This is a genomic window from Actinomadura barringtoniae, assembly GCF_017573505.1.
GTDB lineage: Bacteria > Actinomycetota > Actinomycetes > Streptosporangiales > Streptosporangiaceae > Spirillospora > Spirillospora barringtoniae.
This window is the reverse complement of sequence record NZ_JAGEOJ010000003.1, coordinates 115,050-137,206: the sequence shown is the minus strand read 5'-3', so window position 1 is coordinate 137,206 and position 22,157 is coordinate 115,050. Positions and strand designations below refer to the sequence as shown.

Genomic DNA, 22,157 nt, shown 5'->3' with positions numbered 1-22,157 from the left:
CGCCCCGGGGTGGGGGGAACGCTCGGGTGGGGACGAAGAAATCGGATGATGGACGATGAGAGGGCCGTCGCGGCCCAGCTCGGCCGTGAGCCGCGCGGTATCCGGCGGGTCGCGTACCGGTGCCCGTGCGGCCTGCCCGCGGTGATCGAGACCTCGCCGCGGCTGCCCGACGGCACCCCGTTCCCCACGCTGTTCTACCTGACCTGCCCCAAGGCGGCCTCGGCGATCGGCACGCTGGAGGGCGGCGGGATGATGCGCGAGATGCAGGAGCGCCTGGCCTCCGACCCGTCCCTGAAGGCCAAGTACACCGCGGCGCACGAGGACTACCTGCGCCGCCGCGACGAGGCCGCTCGCGAGGACGGCGTCGAACCGCTTCCGGACGGCATGCAGAGCGCCGGCGGTATGCCCGAGCGGGTCAAGTGCCTGCACGCGCTCATCGCCCACGAGCTCGCCGTTCCGGGCATCAACCCGTTCGGCCGCGAGGCGCTGGACGCGCTGCCCGAGTGGTGGCGCAACGGCCCGTGCGCGCACCCCGAGGGCGAGGGGGACTCATGAGCCGGGCGGGGGAGACCACCAGGGTCGCCGCGATCGACTGCGGCACCAACTCGGTGCGCCTGCTGATCGCCGACGTGGCGGCCGACGAGTCGGGCGGCGGCACGCTCACCGACGTCGAGCGCCGGATGGAGATCGTCCGGCTCGGACAGGGCGTCGACCAGACCGGCCGCCTGGCGCCCGAGGCGCTGGAACGCACCTTCACCGCGATGCGCGGCTACGCCGCCCTGATCGAGGGCCACGGCGCCGAGAAGGTGCGGGTCGTGGCGACCAGCGCGACCCGGGACGCCGAGAACCGCGCCGACTTCGTCTCCGGCGTCGTCGACATCTTCGGCGTCGTCCCCGAGGTGATCACCGGGGACGAGGAGGCGGGGCTGTCCTTCGCGGGCGCCACCCGCGGCGAGCTGGCCGCGCTGCGGCCCGCCCGGCCCTACCTGGTGGTCGACATCGGCGGCGGCTCGACCGAGTTCGTGCTCGGCAGCTCGTCCGTCATGGCGTCGATCTCGGTGGACATCGGCTGCGTCCGGATGACCGAACGGCACCTGAAGGACGGCGACCCGCCCTCGCCGGACGAGATCACCGCCGCCGCGGCCGACATCGACGCCGCGCTCGCGGAGGTCCGCCGCGCCGTGCCGGTCGACGAGGCGCGCACCCTGGTCGGCCTCGCCGGATCGGTCACCACGGTCTCGGGAATCGCCCAGGACCTGCCCGAATACGACCCGGAGCAGATCCACCTGTCCCGGATCACCGCGTCCCAGGTGCACGAGGTGACCCGCAACCTGCTGCACGCGAGCCGCGCGGAACGTTCCCAGATCGGTGTCATGCACCCCGGCCGGGTCGACGTCATCGGAGCCGGAGCGCTCATCCTCGACCGCATCATGCGCGAGTACGGCTTCGGCGCCGTCGTGGTCAGCGAGCACGACATCCTGGACGGCATCGCCTGGTCGCTCGTCTGACCGGATCGGCGGCGCCACGCGGCGCTGAGCGGAGGCCCCGGCGTGGCCGAAGGCGGTCAGCGCTTGAGCGACGCCAGCAGCGCGGGGATGATCACCGCGTTCGGGTTCTGCTGGGGTACGTAGAGCACGGCGGCCGACCCGGTCGACTGCTGGATCCAGACCCGGCCGTTCTCGATGTTCGCGCCGGAGATCGCCGACCACGACAGCGACACCCGGTTGCCGCGCACGCCGCCGGGATGCACGGTGAGGCCCTGCGCGACGTCGATCGACTCGCCCGCCCTGACCCGCGAGGTCATCTCGGCGACCAGCCGCGGCTCGGCGAGGCGCCGGCACAGCTCCACCAGCCGTGACCAGGGGTCTTCCTCGTCGACGACCACCTCGACGCGGGGCCCGCCGTTGAACGGGTGGCGGCCGACCTGGAAGATCCACTGGATCTCGTGCGGCAGGCCCTGCCCGGACGCGGGAACGGCGGCCCAGTAGGCGATCCACTCGACGTGGGCCCATGGGAGCGAGGTGTTGCCGTAGCCCACCAGGTGCTCGTCGGCGTGCAGGTGAAAGCCCCGGACGTTGAGGTCGAGCGGTGAGGACTGCGGATGTCCCCAGTCGAGCCCGTACGCCTGCGGCGCGGCCATGGGCTGGGACGTCTCCGCGTACGGGGCGGCATGTGGCTGGGCCGGTTGTACGGGCAGCCGGGGCGGGTTGGCGGGCTGGGGGTTCAGGTTCTCGGTCCAGTTCTGCCCGTTCCACCAGCGCAGGCGCCCGCTGCCGTACGGGTCGGGATACCAGCCCGGTTGCGACAAGGCAGCCTCCGTCCGCGCCCCGATCCTCCGCACCCCGATCCAACTGGTCGGCATCGTATCGAGCGGACATCTCCCGGCGGTACGACTTGGTCTTGCGGAGTACTGTGCAATGCGTAGTACTCTGTGACGCACTATGGACACCACACAGCTCCTCAAGGGGGTCCTCGACCTCGCGGTGCTGGCCGTCCTCGACCGCAGCGACAGCTACGGCTACGACGTCGTACGGCGGCTGCGCGAGGCGGGACTGGACGACGTCGGGGACGCGTCGGTCTACGGCACCCTGCGCCGGCTCTTCAAGGCGGGCGCGCTCAACTCCTACGTCGTGCCCTCCGAGGAGGGCCCGCACCGCAAGTACTACGGGCTGAACGACACCGGCCGAGCGCAGCTCGCGGGCTCGGCCAAGACCTGGACCGCGTTCGCCACGACCATGACCCACCTGCTGGACGACGTCGACAAGGGGATCGGGAAGCGATGAGACCGCCCGTCGAAGAGATCGAGGACTACGCACAGGCGGTGCGCGACGCGCTCGCCGGCGTGCCCGAGGCCGACCGCGCCGAGCTGCTGGAGGACCTGGAGGACCATCTGGCCGAGGTCACCGCGGAGTCCGGCGAGTCCCTCACGGCCCGGCTCGGCACGCCCGAGCAGTACGCCGCCGAGCTGCGCGCCGCCTACGGGGCCGACGCGGGGCGCCAGGCGCGCCGTTCGCCGCAGGCCATCGCCGTCGAGGCCATCGACCGTACCGAGGCCTGGCTCCGGCGCAGGGCGGGGGAGGAACGGTCCGTACGCGCCGCCTGGGCCTTCCTCCAGGAGCTGCGTCCCGTCTGGTGGCTGCTGCGCGCCTACTTCACGGCGGTGCTGGTCTGGCGGGCCGTGGACGGCGACTGGTACCGCTACCCGCAGAACTTCCTCGGCTGGGTCGTGCTCGTGGTCCTCGTCGTGGGCTCGGTCGGCCTCGGGATGTGGTGCCGGACCCGTGCCTCGGGGGCGCGCAGGACGGCCCTCATCGGGAACCTGCTGGTCATCGCGTTCATCATCGCGATCCCGCAGCTCACGGGCGACGATCTGCTGCCGTTGCCGAGCAACGCCTCGGTCGACGGCGAGCCGACCGCGTACGCCCCGCCCACCAACGGCGACGGCTCCACGGGCATGACCGGGATCGTGAACATCCAGCCGTTCTCCAAGGACGGCAAGCCGCTGAAGGACGTCCTGCTGTACGACCAGGACGGCCGCCCCGTCCAGACCGACTACCAGTCCCAGGGCTTCGAGCTGCAGCGCTGCGGTACGACGCCGCCGATCTCCAACTCCTATCCGCTCCCGCTCCAGTCGCAGCCCCAGGACGAGGGTGACCCGTTCGCGAGCCCCTCGCCCTCCCCGTCGCCCTCCTGCTCCCCGGCCCCGAGCGCGTCCCCGGCCCCGAGCGGCTCCGCGGCCCCGAGCGGCTCCGCGACCCCGAACAGCTCCCCGAGCGCCTCCCCGAGTGAGACTCCGTCCCCGAGCCCTTCGCGCACCCCCTGAGGCGCTGCGTGCGAGGATCGGACGCATGACCACGTCCGCTCCCCGAATGCCTTTCGTTTCGCCCGGAACGGGGTGGCCGGAGGACCCGGCCACCCCGGAGACACCGGTGGCGCACAAGCCGCAGGACGTCATGGAGCTGGCCGAGAGCGCCCCCGACCTGGCCGAGCTGTGCGCCCGGCAGTCGGTGTGCCGTGCCTGTGACCGGCTGGTCGAGTGGCGGGAGAAGGTGGCGCTGGAACGGCGCCGGGCGTTCGCCGACGAGGAGTACTGGGGCCGCCCGATCGCCGGCTGGGGCGATCCGGAGCCGCGGATCCTGCTGGTCGGGCTGGCCCCGGCGGCCCACGGCGGCAACCGGACGGGCCGGGTCTTCACGGGAGACCGTTCCGGGGACTGGCTGTTCGCCTCGCTGCACCGGGTGGGGCTCGCGTCCCAGGCCACCAGCGTCCGTGCGGGCGACGGGCAGCACCTGATCGGGACCCGGCTGGTCGCCACGGTGCGCTGCGCCCCGCCCGACAACAAGCCGACGACCACGGAACGGGCCACCTGCCTGCCCTGGCTGAACCGCGAGATGGCCATGATCGCCCCCAGCGTCCGGTGCATCGTGGCGCTGGGCGGCTATGCCTGGCAGAGCGTGTGGCCCGTGCTGAAGACGGTGGGGTACGAGCTGCCCCGGCCGCGACCGGCGTTCGGCCACGGCGCGGAGGTCCGGATGACCTCGCCGGGCGGCGATCCGGTGGTGATGCTGGGCACCTACCACCCCAGCCAGCAGAACACCTTCACCGGGCGCCTGACCGAGGCGATGCTCGACGACGTGCTGGGCCGGGCCGCCACATACCTGTAGGGCAAATGGGTATGTAACCATCCACATACGTTCAGAGAACGCGAACGGCGGGGCAGGGCCTGGCCAAGCGGGCGGAGCGGTGTCTACACCCCCGTGTTCCGCTCCGGCCGCTTGACGCCCCCGTCGGGCCCTGTCCCGCCGCCGTTCTTGTGTTACATCCAGATGAGATGCCGGATCCGGGGTGGAGGTTCGCCGGGTTTCAGGGTTTCTCCGGTGATTCTTCGGCGAGTCGGCGCCGGGGTGAGTACGAGGCGTTCCCGGGGTATCGATCTCGGTATGTCTCCATCACCTGATTCGGGGTCCGGCACGCACGTCGTGATCATCGGCGGCGGCTACGTCGGCATGTACACGGCGCTGGGCCTGCAGAAGAAGCTGCGGAGCGAACTGCGCCGCGGCGAGGTCTCGATCACCCTGGTCGACCCCAAGTCGTACATGACCTACCAGCCGTTCCTCCCAGAGGCGGCGGCCGGCAACGTGGAGCCGCGGCACGTGGTGACGCCGCTGCGCAGGGTGCTGAAGCGCTGCCGGGTGCTGAACGCCGCCGTCACCAAGATCGACACCGCGGAGAAGCGGCTCACGGTCCGCCCGGCCGGCGCCGACCTGGTCGGGGACGAGCTCGACGAGGTCGCCTACGACTACCTGGTCGTCGCGGCGGGCTCGGTGTCGCGGACGCTGCCGATCCCGGGGCTGGCCGAGTGCGGCATCGGCTTCAAGACCGTCGAGGAGGCCATCTACCTGCGCAACCACGTGCTGCGCCAGCTCGACGAGGCCTCCTCCATCGACGAGGAGAAGGCCCGGCGCAAGGCGCTGACCTTCGTGTTCGTCGGGGGCGGCTTCGCGGGCGTCGAGGCGCTGGCCGAGCTCGAGGACATGGCCCGCGACGCCCTGAAGTGGTATCCGAACCTGAAGCAGAGCGAGATGCGGTGGATGCTGATCGAGGCGGCCAACCGGATCCTGCCCGAGGTCGGCCCCGAGATGGGCGAGTGGACCGTCGATGCACTGCGCAAGCGCGGCATCGAGATCAAGCTCGAGACCCTGCTCAAGTCCGCCGAGGACAAGCACATCGTGCTGAGCGACGGCGAGGAGTTCGACGCCCAGACGCTGGTGTGGACCGCGGGCGTGAAGCCTCACCCCGTCGTCAAGGAGGGCGACCTGCCGATCGACGACAAGGGCCGGATCAAGGCGACCGCCGAGCTCACCGTCGAGGGCCTGGAGCACGTCTACACGGCGGGCGACAACGCCGCTGTGCCCGATCTCACCGACGAGGGCCAGTACACCGCGCCGAACGCCCAGCACGCCGTCCGCCAGGCCAAGCGCCTGTCCGCCAACATCGTCGCTGACCTGCGCGGAAAGCCCCGCAAGCCGTACGTGCACAAGTACGTCGGGTCGGTCGCCGGGCTCGGCCTGCACAAGGGTGTGGCGAACGTCTACGGGATCAAGGTGCGGGGCGTGCTCGCCTGGTTCATGCACCGCACATACCATCTGTCTCGGGTGCCGACGGTCAACCGCAAGGCGCGCGTGACGGCGGACTGGACCCTCGCGCTGTTCTTCCGGCGCGAGATCGTCTCGCTCGGCGCGCTCCAGCGGCCCCGCCAGGAGTTCGAGCTCGCGACGGGACGGCGCCCGGAGGTGTAAACGAGCCGAGGGGAGGCATGCGTGCAGGACGGTGTCGCCTCCCGGCTCGCCCCGCTGCTCGGCAAGATCCTTCTCGATGACGGCGACCCCGCCGATCTCCCGATCCAGGTGCGCGCCTGGGACGGCAGCTCGGTCGGCCCCGCCGGGGCCCCGGCGTTCGTCATCAGGCACCGCCGCGCGCTCCGCAGGCTGCTGTGGAAGCCGGGCGAGATGGGCCTGGTCCGCGCGTACGTCGCGGGTGAGCTGGACATCGAGGGCGACGTCTTCGCCGCGCTCGGCGCGGTCCAGCGGGTGATGCGCAGCGGCGACGAGCCGATCCGGCTGAGCAGCGACGACAAGCGTGAGATCGTCCGAACGGCGGTGACGCTCGGCGCGGTCGGCCCGGAGCCCAAGCCGCCGCCGGAGGAGTTCCCGCAGGGGCGGCGGGCCTCGGGCCGCGGCCCGCTGGAGGAGTCCGCCGCGTTCTTCGGCCACATGCTCGGCGAGACGATGGCGCACGGCACCGGCCTGTGGGACGAGGCGGTCGATCTCCAGGAGGCCCAGCGTTCCGCCCTGGAGGCGGTGGCGCAGGGGCTCGGCCTCTTCCCCGGCGCCCGCGTCCTGGACCTGAACCCCAGCTGGGGCGCGTTCGCCTCGTACGCCTCCCGGCGTCACGGTGCCCGCGTGGTCGCGCTCGCCCACACCACTCAGCAGGCCGAGCACATCGCCAGGCTGTCCGGGACGCCCGACGACACGGGCGGTGCCGTCGACGGCACCGGCGGCCGGGTGGAGGCGCGCGAACGCGACCTCGCCGCGGCCGGGGACGGGCCCTACGACGCGATCCTCGGGCTGACCGGCCTGGAGCCGCTGGGCCGCGACATGGAGCGGCTGCACGAGCTGCTCGCACCCGGCGGGCGGCTGCTCATCCAGGAGCCGGTACGACGGCCCGGCCCGCACCAGATCCGCCGGACGTTCACCACCAGCTACATGTTCCCCGAGGACGGGGAGCTGCGGCCGCTCGGCGAGATCATCACCGACATCGAGGGCGCCGGTCTCGAGGTCCGCGGCGCCCGCGCGCTGCGCGAACACCACGCCCGGACGCTCCGTGCGTGGGCGGCCAACCTCCAGCGGCACTGGACCGAATGCGCGGAACTTGCGGGTCCTGGCCGGGCCCGGGTCTGGCTGCTCTATCTCGCGGCCTCCGCCCTCGCCTGTGAAAGCGGCCGCATCGGGGTCCACGAGATCTGCGCAATTCGCCGGGATCGCGATGGGAGGGCCGGCGCCACCCTCGTTGAGGGGCGCGCCGTAATGAGCCGATGAGCCATGCCCAATTCCGGCGTTCGTCCAGGTCCCGGAGGTGATCACGGTCCCAGGTCGGCACGATTGCGTGCAAATGCGGCCCCAGGCTAATAGTGGTTCGTGGGCCTTTGCCGACACGCGGGTATGATTGCGCCGCCCCTGTAGCCCAACGGCAGAGGCGAGCTCCCTAAAAGAGCTTATGGTGTCGGTTCGAGTCCGACCGGGGGCACGAGCACGGCCGGCGGCACGTTCGCCGGAATTGACCCGGCCCCCGCAGGCAGCGCCTGCGGGGGCCGAATCAGTGCGGGATCTCTGCGCCGGGGTCGTGTGGCGTAGCGACACGACGGCGGGGGTTCATCCGTCGGCGGGATCCCGCCAAGTCTGTGGAGTTGTGTCAGCTGCGGCGATCAGTGGCGTTCGGTGGCGCTCACCGCGCCGGTGGCGCGCGCTGCGCTGTGGGTCGCGCTCAGCGGCGCTCGGTGTGGTGGTGTTGTGCGGCGCCTGTGGTGGCGCTCAGTAATGCCTGGCGCGGCGGGCGCGTTCGTGCTCGCGCACCAGGGCCGCGGCGTAGCCGTGCGAGATGCCGTGCTCGTCTGCGAGCCAGTTGCAGCGCTCCTCGCAGCGGACGAACGACGGACCGTCGTCGATGGTGGTGAACCACTCGGGAATGTCACGTCCTGTGACCTGCGGGATGCGTTCGATGAGCTTGGTGTGCGTCTCCGGCGAGTGGTTCAAAGACAATTGGCACCTCCAGATAGCGGGGCTCTTCCTGCCGACTCTGCAACAGCGGCCAGCATGTGACAACCCCCTAACGAGGACCTATCCATTACGTAACGTAGATCATTCGTAACGTCACCATCTGAAGGAGATCGCCCAGGTCAGCACGACGGCCCGCACGGAAGATCGTGCGGGCCGTCGACCCGTTCCTTATCCCGCTGTCACCTCGTGCGTCAGCTGAGGCGCTCGATCACCATGGCCATGCCCTGGCCGCCCCCGACGCACATGGTCTCCAGACCGAACTGCTTGTCGTGGTGCTTCAGGCTGTTGATCAGCGTGGAGGTGATCCGGGCGCCGGTCATGCCGAACGGGTGGCCGACCGCGATGGCGCCGCCGTTGACGTTCAGCTTGTCGTGGTCGATGCCCAGGTCCTCGGCGGACGGCAGCACCTGAGCCGCGAACGCCTCGTTGATCTCGACGAGGTCGATGTCGTCGATGGTCAGGCCGGCGAGGGCCAGCGCCTTGCGCGAGGCCCCGACCGGGCCGAGGCCCATGATCTCGGGGGACAGGCCCGTGACGCCGGTCGAGACGATCCGGGCCAGCGGGGTGAGGCCGAGCTCGGCGGCCTTGGTGTCGCTCATGATGACGACCGCGGCGGCGCCGTCGTTCAGCGGGCAGGCGTTGCCGGCGGTGACGGTGCCGTCGGGACGGAACACCGGCTTCAGCTGCGAGACCTTCTCGTAGGTGGTGCCGGCGCGCGGGCCGTCGTCCTGGGACACCACGGTGCCGTCGGGCATCGTGGCCGGGGTGATGTCCTTGGCCCAGAAGCCGTCGGCGATGGCCTTCTCGGCACGGTTCTGCGACAGCACGCCCCACTCGTCCTGCGCCTGCCGGGTCACGCCGCGCAGCCCGGCGACGTTCTCGGCGGTCTGGCCCATCGCGACGTAGATGTCGGGGAGCTCGCCGTCCTCGCGCGGGTCGTGCCACACCGGCGCGCCGCCCTCGGCGGCCTTGGCGTTGCGGGCCTCGGCGTCGGCGAACAGCGGGTTCTTGGTGTCGGGCAGGCCGTCGCTGCTGCCCTTGGCGAACCGGCTCACCATCTCCACGCCGGCCGAGATGATGACGTCGGCCTCGCCCGCCTTGATCGCGTGGAACGCCATCCGCGAGGTCTGGAGCGAGGAGGAACAGTAGCGGGTGATGGTCGCGCCGGGGACCTCCCAGCCGAGCAGCGTGGTGACCACGCGGGCCATGTTGTAGCCCTGCTCGCCGCCGGGCAGCCCGCAGCCGAGCAGGAGGTCGTCGATCTGCGCGGGGTCCAGCTGCGGCACCTTGGCCATCGCGGCCTGGACCATCTGGACGGTGAGGTCGTCCGGGCGGATGTCCTTGAGCGAACCCTTGAACGCGCGGCCGATCGGTGAGCGCGCGGTGGCGACGATGACTGCCTCGGGCATGTGCGGTTCTCCTCGTGATGAACGGCCGGTGCTCGTGCTCGCCCGGCGACGGTGTTACTCACCGGTCACCTTGCAATCTAGCCGTTGGAGGAGAAGGCGTACACGCCGGGTCCCGCACTTGATAGACGGTGAGTCCAATAAGGGCTCGCTTGCTCACCTCAGGAGCAAGATCCCCGCTGAAAGGCCGAGTCCCCGCTGAAAGGCCGAGTCCCCACTGAAAGGCCGAGTCTCCGCTGAAAGGCCGAGTCTCCGCTGAAAGGCCGAGGGACGGCCCTCGTCCCGCGCGGACGAGGGCCGTCCCTCGGGCCCGTACGAGGACCCCGAGCCCGTACGGACGTTTCGTCGTTCTTCGAAGGTGGCCAGTGGCCCTTAGAAGCCGTACATGCCGGGCGTGGTGCCGTTCGCGTCCTTGAGCGCGTGCAGGACGCCGCGCTCGTCGCGCCACACGCGCCAGCCGTCGACCGCGCCGGTGTACCAGCCGGGAGGCGCCCCGGGAGACTCGATCTTCTTGCCCGTGGACAGGTCGTAGGCGCACAGCGGCGCGATCGGGAAGAAGCCCCGCTGGCCGGTGATCTTCAGCTCGGCCGGGTCGACCGTGCAGAACGACCAGGCGCGCTGCTTGGCCTTGGCCTGGGCGGCGCTGTGCAGGTCGAAGGCCGAGCCGGGCTTGTTCTGCGAGAGGAAGCCGAGCGTCGACAGGTCGGCGGGGAAGGCCAGCCACCAGGCCGACTTGGGCGCCTTCGTCGCGGGGATGGTCGCCGTGGTGCGGCCGGTGGCCGGGTCGAGCTGCTCGAACCCGCCGTACCCGCCCTGCGGGGTGACCTCGCGGGTGATGAGCGCGACCGACGGGTTGGCGCTCGGGTAGACGCGCAGCAGGTGCTTGCGGATCCAGGCCGGCTTGCCGGTGGCCATGTCGAGGCCGAAGAAGCCGAACGCGGTGAGGGCCTTGCCCTTGAGCGGCTGGTAGGGCGCCAGGTAGCCGACGAGCACGTTGCCCAGGGAGCCGAACGCCCAGCCGCCCGACAGGTTGACGCCGGGGCCGACCGCCTTCTCCACCGGGAACGTCCACAGGACCTTGCCCGACTTCAGGTCGCGTGCCTCCAGCGTCGGGTGCTTGGCCATGCGGAACGCGACGACCTTGGTGGCGTCGGCGTACTCGACCTCGCCGATGCCGGGCATGTTCCAGCGCATCTTGCCGTCGGCGCCCAGCGCGACGAAGCGCGCGTTCTTGCGGGCGGTGAACTCCGACATGCAGACCAGCGTGCCGCAGCGCACTGGGCCGAAGGTCGAGTCGACCGGCCGCGTCCACTTCTGCACGCCGGTATGGGCGTCGCGGGCGACCAGCGTGGCCTTCCACTTGCCGGTCTTCTCCGGCTCAAGCGAGACGACCAGGGCCGAGCCCGCCGAGCCGACGACCGCCGGCGGCTGTACGCCCATGCCGGACAGCCGGCCCACCATGGTCGCGGGCTTGGCCCACAGACGGTGGCCCTTGGCCAGGTCGAACACCGAGGTCTCCAGCGTGCCGTCGGGCCGCAGCCCGGTGACGGCCGTGACGCCGGCGCCCGCGACCGGGCGGCTCACCGCGTTCACGCCCGTGCCCGACCAGCCCTGCGCGGCCTCCGCTCCCTTGGTGCTGGCGCCGGTGGAACACCCGGCCAGCACGGCGGTGATCACTGCGATCTGTGCCGGAATGATCGCGTTCTGTAGTCGTACTCGGGTATGCGAGGCCATCGCAGGCTCCTCAGCGTGGTGCGCGGTGGGTTGAGAAGGGAGGTGAAGGCGGCGCCACAGAACGTAACAGAGAAACTACAATCCCGAAGGGGATTGCATATCCCGCTGTGGCCCGGGGGTCAGATCGGCTCTCAGGCGGCGCCCGGGGCGACCTGTTGAGTGGACTCGTCGATTGGAGCGTTCCTCCGGCGCAGGAGGGTCGCCCAGCGGCCTCGGGGGCCTCGTTCGCGGCCTGCGACCTGCGTTCCGGCGACCTCGGTGCCGGGCTCCTCGGCGGCCTCGGCGGCGGCCAGGTAGACCGGCAGGACGCCCTCGCCGCGGCGCGGGTCGGGCAGCGCCTCGGGATCGGATTCGAGATCGAGCGCGGCGGCCATCGACGGCAGGATCGCCATGGCGGCCGAGGCGTAGCCGCGCGCGGACGGGTGATAGCGGTCGTCGCTGAACATCGAGCGCGGGTCGGCGGCGAACTCACGGCCCAGCAGGTCGCCCAGCGACACCGAACGGGCGCCGCGTTCCACCGCCGCGATGGTCTGCGCGGCGGCGAGCTGGCGGCTGGCCCGGCGGGCGATCCACTTGAGCGGCTGCCAGAGCGGCTTCACCGAGCCGAGATCCGGGCAGGTGCCCACGACCACCTCGCATCCCGCGGCTTTCAAACGTTCCACGGCGGCGCCGAGATGGCGCACCGACTCGGCGGCGGGCACGCGGTTGGTGACGTCGTTGGCGCCGATCATGATGACGGCGAGCTCGGGGCCGGCCTCCAGTGCGCGCCCCACCTGGTCCTCCAGGGCCTCCGAACGGGAGCCGGAGATCGCGACGTTGGTCAGCCAGACCGGCCGGGCGGCGATCGCGGACAGGCCCGCGGCCAGCAGCGCGCCGGGCGTCTCGTCGGGCGTGGCGACGCCGAGCCCGGCGGCCGTGGAGTCGCCCAGCACCACGAACGAGATGGGCACCCCGGCCAGCCGCCCGCCATAAAGATCGTCGGCCACGGGCGGGTCGCCGCTGGGCGTCCCCATGATCATCCGCCGGGCCATCTTGGCCTCCATGACGATCAGCCCGAAGGTGAGCCCGCCCAGCGCGGTGATGCCTCCACCCCCGTACGCCGCCGCGGTCGCGATGCGCCGCGCGGTCAACGCTCTCAGCATCCGCCTTCACCCTCCGTAATCTGGGAGAAGCCCCGTCATGGCTTAGATGCCCGCAGGCGTCGATCTGGGCTACCGTCGGAAACTGGAATCTATCCGAATCCGCATCCTGCCTGGCCGCAGTACACACGGAGTACACACGGTTCATACGCGGATGCAACATGCTGAACCGACAAGGACGTCGCGTGCACGTACACGATTCGCTCGTCGAGCTGATGGGGAACACCCCGCTCGTTCGGTTGCGCAAGGTGACCAGCGGACCCGCCCCGCAGGTGCTGGCCAAGGTCGAGTATTTCAACCCCGGCGGCTCGGTGAAGGACCGCATCGCGGTCCGGATGATCGACGCGGCCGAGGCCTCGGGCCAGTTGAAGCCCGGCGGCACGATCGTCGAGCCGACCTCGGGCAACACCGGCGTCGGCCTCGCCATCGTCGCGCAGGAGCGCGGCTACCGCTGCGTCTTCGTCTGCCCGGACAAGGTCGCCAAGGACAAGGTGGACGTGCTGCGCGCGTACGGCGCGGAGGTCGTGGTCTGCCCGACCGCGGTGTCGCCGGAGCACCCCGACTCCTATTACTCGGTGTCGGACCGGCTGGCCGCCGAGATCCCCGACGCCTGGAAGCCGAACCAGTACACCAACCAGAACAACCCGCGCTCGCACTACGAGACGACCGGGCCCGAGCTCTGGGAGCAGACCGAGGGCAAGATCACACACTTCGTCGCGGGCATCGGCACCGGCGGCACGATCAGCGGCACCGGCAAGTACCTCAAGGAGATCTCCGAGGGCCGCGTGCAGATCATCGGCGCCGACCCCGAGGGCTCGGTCTACTCCGGCGGAACGGGCCGCCCCTACCTCACCGAGGGTGTGGGCGAGGACATCTGGCCCGAGACCTACGACCGGACGATCTGCGACGAGGTCATCGCCGTCTCCGACCGCGACTCGTTCGTCATGACCCGGCGCCTGGCCCGCGAGGAGGGGCTGCTGGTCGGCGGCTCCTGCGGGATGGCGGTCGTCGCGGCGCTGCGGGTGGCCGAGACGGCCGGCCCGGACGCGGTGATCGTCGTGCTGCTGCCCGACGGCGGCCGCGGCTACCTGTCCAAGATCTTCAACGACGAGTGGATGAGCCAGCACGGGTTCAGCGACGACCGGTCCACCACCGAGGCGACGGTCGGACAGGTCCTGGCCCAGAAGGCGGCGGCAGAGCCGGACGGCATCCCGAGCTTCGTTCACATGCATCCCTCCGAGAGCGTGGAGGAGGCCGTGAAGGTGCTCAGGGAGTTCGGAGTGTCGCAGATGCCGGTGGTCTCGCCGGGGGCGGGGCACCCTGACGTCATGGCCGGAGAGGTCATCGGAGCGGTCGAGGAACGAGACCTGCTGCGTGCGCTGTACGCCGACCAGGCCGGGCCGGACGAGCCGCTGGAGAAGCACATGAGCCCGCCGCTTCCGGTGGTCGGCTCCGGTGAGCCGGTGTCGCGGATGATGTCCGTGCTGGAGAAGCGGGACGCCGTGGTCGTTCTGGAAGGGGGCAAGCCGACCGGGATCATCACCCGCCAGGACCTGCTGTCCTTCCTGTCCAGGAGCTGACAGCCCCTCTGAACGGCGGAGCGCCGGGACCCTTTCGGGTCTCCGGCGCTCCGTTCTTCCTATGTGAAGTTGAACCGCGGTGTGTCGGTCGTGGGCGGCTATTTCAGACCTTCACTCCGCGGCCCAACGCTTGTGGGTGGCTCCGCTCAGACCCTCATGTCCGGGCGGGTGGCGAACTGGTCCTCCATCGGGTCCGGGCCCCGGCGCTGCTTCGGCCGGTCGGCGTGACCGGGCCACCAGGCGCGGTGGCCGAGCAGGGCCGTGATGCCGGGCACCAGGAAGATGGACATCACGAACGCGGCCAGCGCGATGCCGATCGCGATGGAGAAGCCCATCTGCTGGAGCATGGAGACCTTGGCCAGCAGCATCACCGAGAAGGTGGCCGCCAGGATCAGACCGGCCGCGGCGACCGTCGGGCCGCCGTGCTGGACCGCCAGGGCCGCCGCCTTGCGCGGCTCGTGGCCCTCCTTGGCCTCCTCGCGCAGTCGCGCGGTCATCAGGATGTTGTAGTCGGTGCCGATCGCCAGCACGAACAGGTACAACATGATCGGTAGATGGAAGATCTCCCCGGGTTCGCCCTTGATCCCTTGGAAGACCATGACCGATGCGCCCAGCGTCGAGGCGAAGCCGAGCAGCACGATCGGGACCAGGTAGAGCGGCGCGACCACCGACCTCAGCAGCACCAGCAGGATCAGCGCGATGAGCACGCCCGCGACCGGGAGGATCACCGACAGGTCGCGGTTCACGACCTTGTTGATGTCGCCGTAGATCGCGGTCTCGCCGCCGACGAGCAGCTTGGTGTCGGGCGGTGTGATCTGGTGGACGGCCGGTCGCAGGTCGTCCTTGAGGAACGTGATCGACTCGGTGGAGACCGGGTTCTTCTTCAGCAGCAGGTCGACGCGGGTCACGCCGTTCGCCCCCGGGACGGCCGGCTGCACGCCGCCGACCCCGTCCAGGCCCTTGGCCTGCTGGGAGAACTTGTCGACCGTCGCCTTCGGCACCGGCTTGCCGTCCTTGGACTGCAGGTAGACCTGCACCGGGGTGGTGAGACCGGGCGGGAAGCCCTTCTGCATGTCCTTGGCGGCCTGGGCCGACTCGGTGTTCTGCGGGAAGCTGGACTGGAAGTCGTAGTCGGCCTTGAAGCTGAACGCGCCGAAGGCGAGGACGATCAGGATGGCGCCGCTGCCGAGCGCGATGAGCGCCGGACGCTTGCCGACCATGCGGCCCATGCCCGCCGAGACCTTGGCCTTCGGGTGCTTCTTCCAGGACTTGGACGGCCAGAACACCGCGGTGCCGAGCAGCGACAGCAGCGCCGGGAACAGCGTCAGCGAGGTCACGCCCATGGTGAGCACGGCGATGGCCAGCGACGGGCCCCAGGCGGAGAAGATGCCGAACGCGGCGAGCAGCAGCACCAGGAAGGTGACCGCGATGGCGGCCGCGGCGGAGGTGATGACCTCGCCGACGCGCTCCACCGTGGTGATCATGGCGGTCTTCTTGTCGTCGCCCGCGCGCAGCCGTTCCCTGAATCTGAACAGCAGGAAGAGGTAGTAGTCCGCGCCGATGCCGAACAAGACGATCGTCAAGATGATCTGAAGGCTGTCGTCACCGGAGAACCCGAACACCTTCGAGGCGGCGCCGATGAGCTTCATCGACACCATCTCGGTCAGCAGGATCACGAAGATCGGCAGGATCGCCGCGATCGGCGCCCGGAAGATCAGCAGGATCAACCCGATGATGATGACGAACGTGCCGCCGCTGACCAGCGCGAGCGACTCGGAGAAGGACTTCTCGTTGTCGACGAACCCGGCCGCGTCACCGCCGACCTTCGCGTTCAGACCGCTTCCGAGCTCGGCCGGCAGGTCTTTGCGCATCTGCTTGATGGCATCGCCCTGCTTCTTCTGGTCGTCCTGGCTCTGGCCCTTCAGACCGACACTGATGATCTGAACGGCCTTGTTCGGCGCGACCGTCTGCGGCCCGGTCGCCACCTGGACGACGCTCGGGTAGTTCTTGCCCTTCAGGTCGTTCGCCACCTGCGTGAGCTTGGTGGTGTCGGCCGGAGTGATCTTGCCGCCGTCGGCCCGCTTCACCACGACGAAGGCGGTGGAGTCGGCCCGCTGCGGGAACGCCTTCTCGGCGAGCTTGGCGGCCTGGATGGACTCGTATTTGGAGGGCAGGAAGTCGCCCTGATCGGACTTGGTCTGCAGGCTGGGGGAGAGCACCACGATGGCGGCGGCCGTGACCACCCAGGCCAGGATCGTCCACCACGGGTGTCTCACGACGAAGCGCGCGAGGCCAGCGAACATGCGTCTTCCTTCAATAGAAGTCATTTATGGATACCGGGCTAATCTATGGAACGATCCCCCTCCTGTGATCGGCCGTGGCGCTGAACTCGTGGGTGATACCTAGGGGGGAGGTTCTCCTCCTCCAGGAGGGCGGAGCGAGCTCCACCCTCCTGCTCATGGACCTGAAGTCGCGCCCCTGGCGTACCACGCTCGTTGTAGCGCTCACGCCCAGGTCATGCGCTCCTTACGCACGGTGAGAAGTGCGGGCGAACTGCCCCTCCAGCTCGTCCGGGCCGCGCCGTACCCGGGGCTTGTCCGCGTGGCCCGGCCACCAGGCCTTGTGGCCGAGCAGCGCGGTGATGCTCGGCACTAGGAAGATGGAGATCACGAACGCCGAGAGCGCGATTCCGGCCGCCACCGAGAAGCCGATCTGCTGCAGCATCGAGACCTTGGCGAGCGTCATCACCGAGAACGTGCCGGCCAGGATGAGCCCCGCGGCGATGACCGTCGGCCCGCCGTGCTCCACCGCCATGGCGGCGGCGCGGCGCGGGTCGTTGCCCTCCTTGGCCTCCTCGCGCAGCCGTGCGGTGATCAGGATGTTGTAGTCGGTGCCGATGGCCAGCACGAACAGGTAGAGCACGATCGGCAACTGGAAGCTCAGGCCCTGCTCGTTCAGCGCTCCCTGGAACATCAGTACGCCGGCGCCGACCGTCGCCGCGTACCCGAGCAAGGTGACCGCCACCAGGTAGATCGGCGCGACCAGGCTCCGCAGCAGCAGCGCGAGGATGAGCGCGATCAGTGCCGCGGCGACCGGGAGGATGACCGACAGGTCGCGGTCCATGACGTTGTTGATGTCGGCGGCCGTGGCGGACGCTCCGCCGACGTACGCGCGGGTGCCGGGCGGCGCGACCTTGTGGACCGCGTCCCGCAGGTCGCCCCGGACGAGCTTGATCGACTCGGGCGCCATCGGGTTCTTGGTCAGCAGCAGGTCGACGCGGGCGACCGACCGGTCGGCCTTGCTCGGCTCGGGCGACTGCACGCGGCCGACTCCGGGCGCCTTCCTGGCCCCCTGGCTGAACGCGGCCAGCTGCTGCCGGGTGAGCGGCTTGCCGTCGGTGCTCTTGACGAAGACGGTCACCGGGGTGGTGAGGCCCGGCGGGAAGCCCTTCTGCATGTCCTTGTTGGCCTGCGCGGACTCGGTGTCCTGCGGGAAGCCCGACAGGAAGTCGTTGTTGCTCTTGAACGAGAACGTGCCGACGGCCAGGCCGATCAGCAGCGCGCCGGAGACCAGCGCGACGATCGCCGGACGCTTGCCGACGGTGCGGCCGAGCGCGGCGGCGGCCGAGCCCTTGGGCTGGCGCTTCCACGCCTTGGACGGCCAGAAGATCGCGGTGCCGAGCAGCGAGACGATGGCCGGGACCAGTGTGAGCGAGGTGATCGCCATGACGGTCACCGAGATCGCCAGCGCCGGGCCGAGCGGGCCGAACCCGCCGAACGCGGCCAGCAGCATGACCAGGAACGCGACGGCGACGGCCGCGGCGGCGGAGGCGATGACCTCGCCGACCCGGTGCATCGAGACGATCATCGCGGTCTTCTTGTCGTCGCCCGCGCGGAGGCGCTCTCGGTACCGGAACAGCAGGAACAGGATGTAGTCGGTGCCGATGCCGAACATCACGATGAGTGTGATGATGCTCAGGCTGTCGTCGACCTCCCAGTTGAACGCGTTGGCCGCGTACGCCACCAGACCGTTCGCCACCTGGAGCGTCGCGGTGATGACCAGCAGCGGCAGCAGCGCGGCGAGCGGCGCCCGGAAGATCAGCAGGATCAGCCCGATGATGAGGATGAACGTGGCGATCCCGACGATCTCGAACGACTTGTTGAACGAGTCGTCGTTGTCGACGAAGGCCGCGACGTTTCCGCCGATCTTGGCTTCCATGCCGGTGCCGCGCAATTGTTGCGGCAGTTCCGAGCGAATGTTCTTGATGGCGGTCTTGGCCTGGTCGTCATCGCCTTTGACAGGGACGCCGATGACCTGGACCGCGTGATTCGGCGCCAAGGTGTCGGGCCCGCTGGTGAAGCCCTGGACGGCAGGGAACTTCTGTGAGGCCAGATGCTTCGAAACCTGCGTGACCTTGGCGGAGTCGACCGCGCTCAGCGGCTTGCCGTCGGACCGCTTGACGACGATGAGCGCCGAGTCGTCCTCCTGTTGCGGGAACGCCTTGTCGGCGATCTTCGTTGCCTGAATCGACTCGTACTTGCTCGGAAGAAAGTCGCCTTGGTCGTCCTGGGAGGAGATTCCCGGGGCGGTCATGATGATGGCCGCGGCGGCGACCACCCACGCCACGATCGTCCACCACGGGTGCCTGACGACGACGCGCGCGAGCCATGCGAACATGCGTCCGTCCTTAGTAGTTCGGGGGGATTCGATTTCCTAAGGACGACGCTAAAGATCGTTTTCCTCGTTGTGGTCAACCTGCGTGGCCAAACGCGGGCTGATACCTGCGGGGTGGGTCCCTAGTACCTCGGGACTGCGGGCGGGTGGGTAGCCTCGTCCTCATGGACAAGGACGTTCAGCAGGGCTTCGAGACGCTGGCCATTCACGCAGGTCAGGAACCCGACCCGACCACCGGCGCGGTCGTTCCGCCGATCTACCAGGTCTCCACGTACAAGCAGGACGGCATCGGCGGCCTGCGCGGTGGCTATGAGTACTCACGGTCGGCCAACCCGACGCGCACGGCGCTCGAGACGTGCCTGGCCGAGATCGAGGGCGGTACGCGCGGGCTGGCGTTCGCGTCCGGCCTCGCGGCCGAGGACGCGCTGCTGCGCACCCTGTGCAAGCCCGGCGATCACGTCGTCATCCCGAACGACGCCTACGGCGGCACGTACCGGCTGTTCGCCAAGGTGGCCGAGCCGTGGGGCGTGGCCTTCGACCCGGTGCCGCTCGGCGACGTCGCCGCCGTACGGGCCGCCGTGCGCCCCGAGACCAGGCTGATCTGGGTGGAGACGCCGACCAACCCGCTGCTCGGCATCGCCGACATCGCCACGCTGGCCGCCATCGCGCACGACGCGGGCGCCCTGCTGGTCGTCGACAACACCTTCGCCTCGCCCTACCTGCAGCAGCCGCTCGCGCTCGGCGCCGACATCGTCGTGCACTCCACCACCAAGTACATCGGCGGCCACTCCGACGTGGTCGGCGGCGCCCTGGTCGTGAAGGACGCCGAGCTGGGCGAGCGCCTCACGTTCCACCAGAACGCCATGGGAGCGGTCGCCGGGCCGTTCGACGCCTGGCTCACGCTGCGCGGCATCAAGACGCTCGCGGTGCGGATGGACCGGCACTGCACGAACGCCGAGGCCGTCGTCGAGATGCTCACCCGCCACCCGGCCGTTCGCCAGATCCTCTACCCGGGCCTGCCCGACCACCCGGGCCACGAGGTCGCCGCCAAGCAGATGAAGGCGTTCGGCGGCATGGTGTCGTTCCGGATGGCCTCGGAGGAGGAGGCGGTGCGGGTCTGCGAGCGCACCGAGCTCTTCACGCTCGGGGAGTCGCTCGGCGGCGTGGAGTCGCTCATCGAGCACCCCGGCCGGATGACGCACGCCTCGGCCGCCGGCTCGCCGCTGGAGGTCCCCGCCGACCTGGTCCGGCTGTCGGTCGGCATCGAGGACGTCGACGACCTGCTGCGCGACCTCACCCGCGCGCTCGGGTAGCCCCTGGGAGGGACTTTCGCGGCGATCGCCGTCAAGCGATGATCAAGGCCGTATGATGTGCGCGCCAGGTTCGCCGAGGAAGGGCCGGGAGTGCGCAAAGTACTGGTGTGCGGGGCGGCGTTCGCCGCGACCTGCCTTTCCGTCGTGGCCGTTCCGGCGGGGGCGCGCGCTACCGCGCCGACGCCCCCGCTCCCGAGCGACCCGGCGACCCCCGGCACGACGTCGCCGGTGACGCCCGGCACGTCCTCGCCGGCGACCCCGTCGCCGCTGGCGCCCCCGACGACGCCGAAGTCCCCGTCGCGGTCCACGGACTCCGACGGGGTCGTGTCGGGCCGCGCGGTCATGGTGACGCCCAAGCTGCCCCGGCAGGCCACCTACGCCTACGGGCGCGACCCGCGCCAGCGGATCGACGCCTACTGGCGCGCGTTCAGCAGAAGCACGTCCGGCGCGCAGAAGCCGGCCGCCAAGAAGCCCACCGGACAGAAGCCGTCCACCGGGCCGACCGCCAAGAAGCCGTCCGCCACCAAGCCGACCACCCCGGGTGCGGCGGCCGCGAAGCCGCGGCCCGGCGTGCTGCTCCTGCACGGCGGCTACTGGATGCAGGGCGACAAGGCGGGCTGGAAGTACTTCGCGCGGCGGCTGACCGCACAGGGCTTCACGGTCTTCGCCGCCAACTACCGGCTCGCGACCACCGCGCAGTGGCCCGCGCAGCGCACCGACGCCGAGACGGCCCTCGCGTTCATCAGGAAGCACGCCAAGGTCTGGAACCTGGACCCGGCCCGCATCGTGGTGTTCGGCTCCTCGTCCGGCGGCCAGCTCGCGACCCAGCTCGGCACGGTCGGCGAGGGCGGCAGGACGGTCCGCGGCGTCGTGGCGCTGTCGCCGCCCAACACCCCGTACCTGGCGTTCCAGGACGGCGGCGTGGACACCGCCTCGGCCTCGCGGCGCAAGCTGCGCGGCGCGGTGATCCGGCTGCTCGGCTGCACGCCGTCGGTCACCGCCCCGCTCTGCTGGAAGCGCGTGGACGACGCCAACTCGGCCTCGCACGCCTCGCCGGGCGACGCCCCGATGCTGCTCATGCACAGCGAGGGCGACTTCGTCCCGGTCACCGAGAGCACCGGCCTCGCGAGCGCCCTGCGCGCCGTGGGCGTGCCGGTGACGGTGAAGACGGTCCCCGGCACCGAGCACAGCGTGCGGCTGCTGAACGACGAGTCGGTCTACCCCGAGATCCTGGCCTGGATCAAGGACCGGACCAGGTAACCGCCGTTCAGCGGTAGCCGCCGCCGGTCAGCGGTTCCAGACCATCAGGACGAGGATCACCAGCCAGATCAGCGCGACCACGCCGGACATCGACGCGATCCGGCCGCGCTCGACCTGCGCGACGCCGGTGTCCAGCGCCGGCTGCTCCGCTGCCGCCTGCGGCGCCTCGTCCTTCTCCTTGTCCCGGTCCTTGCCCTCGGCCTGCTCCTCCTCGGCCTCCTTCGCCGGAACGACGGCGACGGGCGCGACCGGGGCCGCCTCGGCCGCGGCGACATCGAGGAGGTTCACCGCCTTGCGCTGGTCCCGGTCGATGAGCAGGAGCAGCACGAGCGCGACGACGAACAGCGTCATCGACGCCGACAGCCAGAACTTGCCGAACTTGCCGTGCGCCAGGAACAGGCCGAACAGGAAGATGCCCAGCGTTCCGACGCCGTAGATCTGGGAGGTCCGGTGGAGGTACCGCAGCACGACGACGTTCTGCTTGCGGATGTAGCGGGGGGTCGACATGGTGGCGGCGGTCAGCGGCCCCAGCGTGAAGATCGCAAATCCGATGTGCAGGATCAGGAGCAGGCGATCGGAGTTCGACATGACGCAGACCCTAGTGCGCCGGGCCCTCTTCACCTAGCTTCGCCTCGTTCGGAATCCCGCCGGACAAGGGGTCTCGGAGCCGGTTCGGCGTGACCAGGCCGCTCTCGCAGGCGAAGGTCACGACTTG

General features: G+C 70.3%; 18 protein-coding genes and 1 tRNA gene. 11 read left to right on the top strand and 8 right to left on the bottom strand.

Annotated elements, in window-relative coordinates; all coding sequences use genetic code 11:
• Nucleotides 1-48 precede the first annotated feature (48 nt).
• Both J4573_RS07630 and J4573_RS07625 read left to right on the top strand, forming a co-directional pair.
• Nucleotides 49-555 carry a DUF501 domain-containing protein gene (locus J4573_RS07630; RefSeq protein WP_372442815.1) on the top strand — a complete coding sequence of 169 codons (507 nt, stop codon included), beginning with the start codon at nucleotides 49-51 and terminating at the stop codon, nucleotides 553-555.
• A complete protein-coding gene (locus J4573_RS07625; RefSeq protein ID WP_208254571.1) occupies nucleotides 552-1,508 on the top strand; it encodes a Ppx/GppA phosphatase family protein in 957 nt (318 codons plus the stop codon). The genes J4573_RS07630 and J4573_RS07625 overlap by 4 nt, the downstream gene beginning before the upstream one ends.
• 56 nt (nucleotides 1,509-1,564) lie before the next feature.
• On the opposite strand, the gene J4573_RS07620 is transcribed toward J4573_RS07625, so the two are convergent.
• Nucleotides 1,565-2,308 carry a DUF2510 domain-containing protein gene (locus J4573_RS07620; protein WP_208254570.1) on the bottom strand — a complete coding sequence of 248 codons (744 nt, stop codon included), beginning with the start codon at nucleotides 2,306-2,308 and terminating at the stop codon, nucleotides 1,565-1,567.
• Between the two features lie 133 nt (nucleotides 2,309-2,441).
• Between J4573_RS07620 and J4573_RS07615 the strand changes: the two genes are divergently transcribed.
• The 6 genes from J4573_RS07615 (at nucleotide 2,442) to J4573_RS07590 (ending at nucleotide 7,806) form a co-directional block, all read left to right on the top strand.
• Nucleotides 2,442-2,783 (top strand): PadR family transcriptional regulator, encoded by a 342-nt coding sequence (locus J4573_RS07615; protein ID WP_208254569.1) that lies wholly within the window; start codon nucleotides 2,442-2,444, stop codon nucleotides 2,781-2,783.
• Nucleotides 2,780-3,823 (top strand): HAAS signaling domain-containing protein, encoded by a 1,044-nt coding sequence (locus J4573_RS07610; protein ID WP_208254568.1) that lies wholly within the window; start codon nucleotides 2,780-2,782, stop codon nucleotides 3,821-3,823. Before J4573_RS07615 ends, J4573_RS07610 begins: the two co-directional genes overlap by 4 nt.
• 46 nt (nucleotides 3,824-3,869) lie before the next feature.
• Nucleotides 3,870-4,664 (top strand): uracil-DNA glycosylase, encoded by a 795-nt coding sequence (locus tag J4573_RS07605; protein ID WP_208254567.1) that lies wholly within the window; start codon nucleotides 3,870-3,872, stop codon nucleotides 4,662-4,664.
• A 342-nt stretch (nucleotides 4,665-5,006) separates the two neighbouring features.
• Nucleotides 5,007-6,299, top strand: coding sequence for an NAD(P)/FAD-dependent oxidoreductase (locus tag J4573_RS07600; RefSeq protein ID WP_372442824.1), 1,293 nt, complete (start codon nucleotides 5,007-5,009; stop codon nucleotides 6,297-6,299).
• A gap of 21 nt (nucleotides 6,300-6,320) precedes the next feature.
• Entirely contained in the window at nucleotides 6,321-7,598 is a 1,278-nt protein-coding gene (locus J4573_RS07595) for a class I SAM-dependent methyltransferase (RefSeq protein ID WP_208254565.1), read from the top strand.
• Nucleotides 7,599-7,732: 134 nt separating this feature from the next.
• Nucleotides 7,733-7,806, top strand: a tRNA-Leu gene (locus J4573_RS07590).
• 284 nt (nucleotides 7,807-8,090) lie between these two features.
• On the opposite strand, the gene J4573_RS07585 is transcribed toward J4573_RS07590, so the two are convergent.
• The 4 genes from J4573_RS07585 to J4573_RS07570 all read right to left on the bottom strand — a co-directional run bounded on the left by J4573_RS07585 (nucleotide 8,091) and on the right by J4573_RS07570 (nucleotide 12,618).
• Nucleotides 8,091-8,318: a DUF4287 domain-containing protein gene (locus tag J4573_RS07585; RefSeq protein ID WP_208254564.1), complete on the bottom strand. Its 228-nt coding sequence runs from the start codon at nucleotides 8,316-8,318 to the stop codon at nucleotides 8,091-8,093.
• 209 nt (nucleotides 8,319-8,527) lie between these two features.
• The gene (locus tag J4573_RS07580) at nucleotides 8,528-9,745 is read right to left on the bottom strand and encodes an acetyl-CoA C-acetyltransferase (RefSeq protein WP_208254563.1); all 1,218 of its coding nucleotides are present in this window, start codon (nucleotides 9,743-9,745) and stop codon (nucleotides 8,528-8,530) included.
• Nucleotides 9,746-10,114: 369 nt separating this feature from the next.
• A complete protein-coding gene (locus tag J4573_RS07575) occupies nucleotides 10,115-11,476 on the bottom strand; it encodes a PQQ-binding-like beta-propeller repeat protein (RefSeq protein WP_208254562.1) in 1,362 nt (453 codons plus the stop codon).
• A gap of 131 nt (nucleotides 11,477-11,607) precedes the next feature.
• The gene (locus J4573_RS07570; RefSeq protein ID WP_208254561.1) at nucleotides 11,608-12,618 is read right to left on the bottom strand and encodes an SGNH/GDSL hydrolase family protein; all 1,011 of its coding nucleotides are present in this window, start codon (nucleotides 12,616-12,618) and stop codon (nucleotides 11,608-11,610) included.
• Nucleotides 12,619-12,800: 182 nt separating this feature from the next.
• Here J4573_RS07570 and J4573_RS07565 point away from each other — a divergent pair, with 182 nt between their 5' ends.
• On the top strand, nucleotides 12,801-14,195 hold the full coding sequence (locus J4573_RS07565; protein ID WP_208254560.1) for a cystathionine beta-synthase: 1,395 nt from the start codon (nucleotides 12,801-12,803) through the stop codon (nucleotides 14,193-14,195).
• Between the two features lie 146 nt (nucleotides 14,196-14,341).
• Here the strand turns inward: J4573_RS07565 and J4573_RS07560 are convergent, their stop codons facing one another.
• Complete coding sequence (locus tag J4573_RS07560; RefSeq protein WP_208254559.1) at nucleotides 14,342-16,498, bottom strand: MMPL family transporter; 2,157 nt, start codon at nucleotides 16,496-16,498, stop codon at nucleotides 14,342-14,344.
• Between the two features lie 223 nt (nucleotides 16,499-16,721).
• A complete protein-coding gene (locus J4573_RS07555; protein ID WP_208254558.1) occupies nucleotides 16,722-18,872 on the bottom strand; it encodes an MMPL family transporter in 2,151 nt (716 codons plus the stop codon).
• A 161-nt stretch (nucleotides 18,873-19,033) separates the two neighbouring features.
• On the opposite strand from J4573_RS07555, the gene J4573_RS07550 reads away from it, so the two are divergent.
• Both J4573_RS07550 and J4573_RS55175 read left to right on the top strand, forming a co-directional pair.
• Nucleotides 19,034-20,182 (top strand): cystathionine gamma-synthase, encoded by a 1,149-nt coding sequence (locus tag J4573_RS07550; protein ID WP_208254557.1) that lies wholly within the window; start codon nucleotides 19,034-19,036, stop codon nucleotides 20,180-20,182.
• A 90-nt stretch (nucleotides 20,183-20,272) separates the two neighbouring features.
• Nucleotides 20,273-21,442, top strand: coding sequence for an alpha/beta hydrolase (locus J4573_RS55175; protein ID WP_307796536.1), 1,170 nt, complete (start codon nucleotides 20,273-20,275; stop codon nucleotides 21,440-21,442).
• A 27-nt stretch (nucleotides 21,443-21,469) separates the two neighbouring features.
• On the opposite strand, the gene J4573_RS07540 is transcribed toward J4573_RS55175, so the two are convergent.
• Nucleotides 21,470-22,030: a hypothetical protein gene (locus J4573_RS07540; protein ID WP_208254556.1), complete on the bottom strand. Its 561-nt coding sequence runs from the start codon at nucleotides 22,028-22,030 to the stop codon at nucleotides 21,470-21,472.
• Between the last annotated feature and the right edge of the window lie 127 nt (nucleotides 22,031-22,157).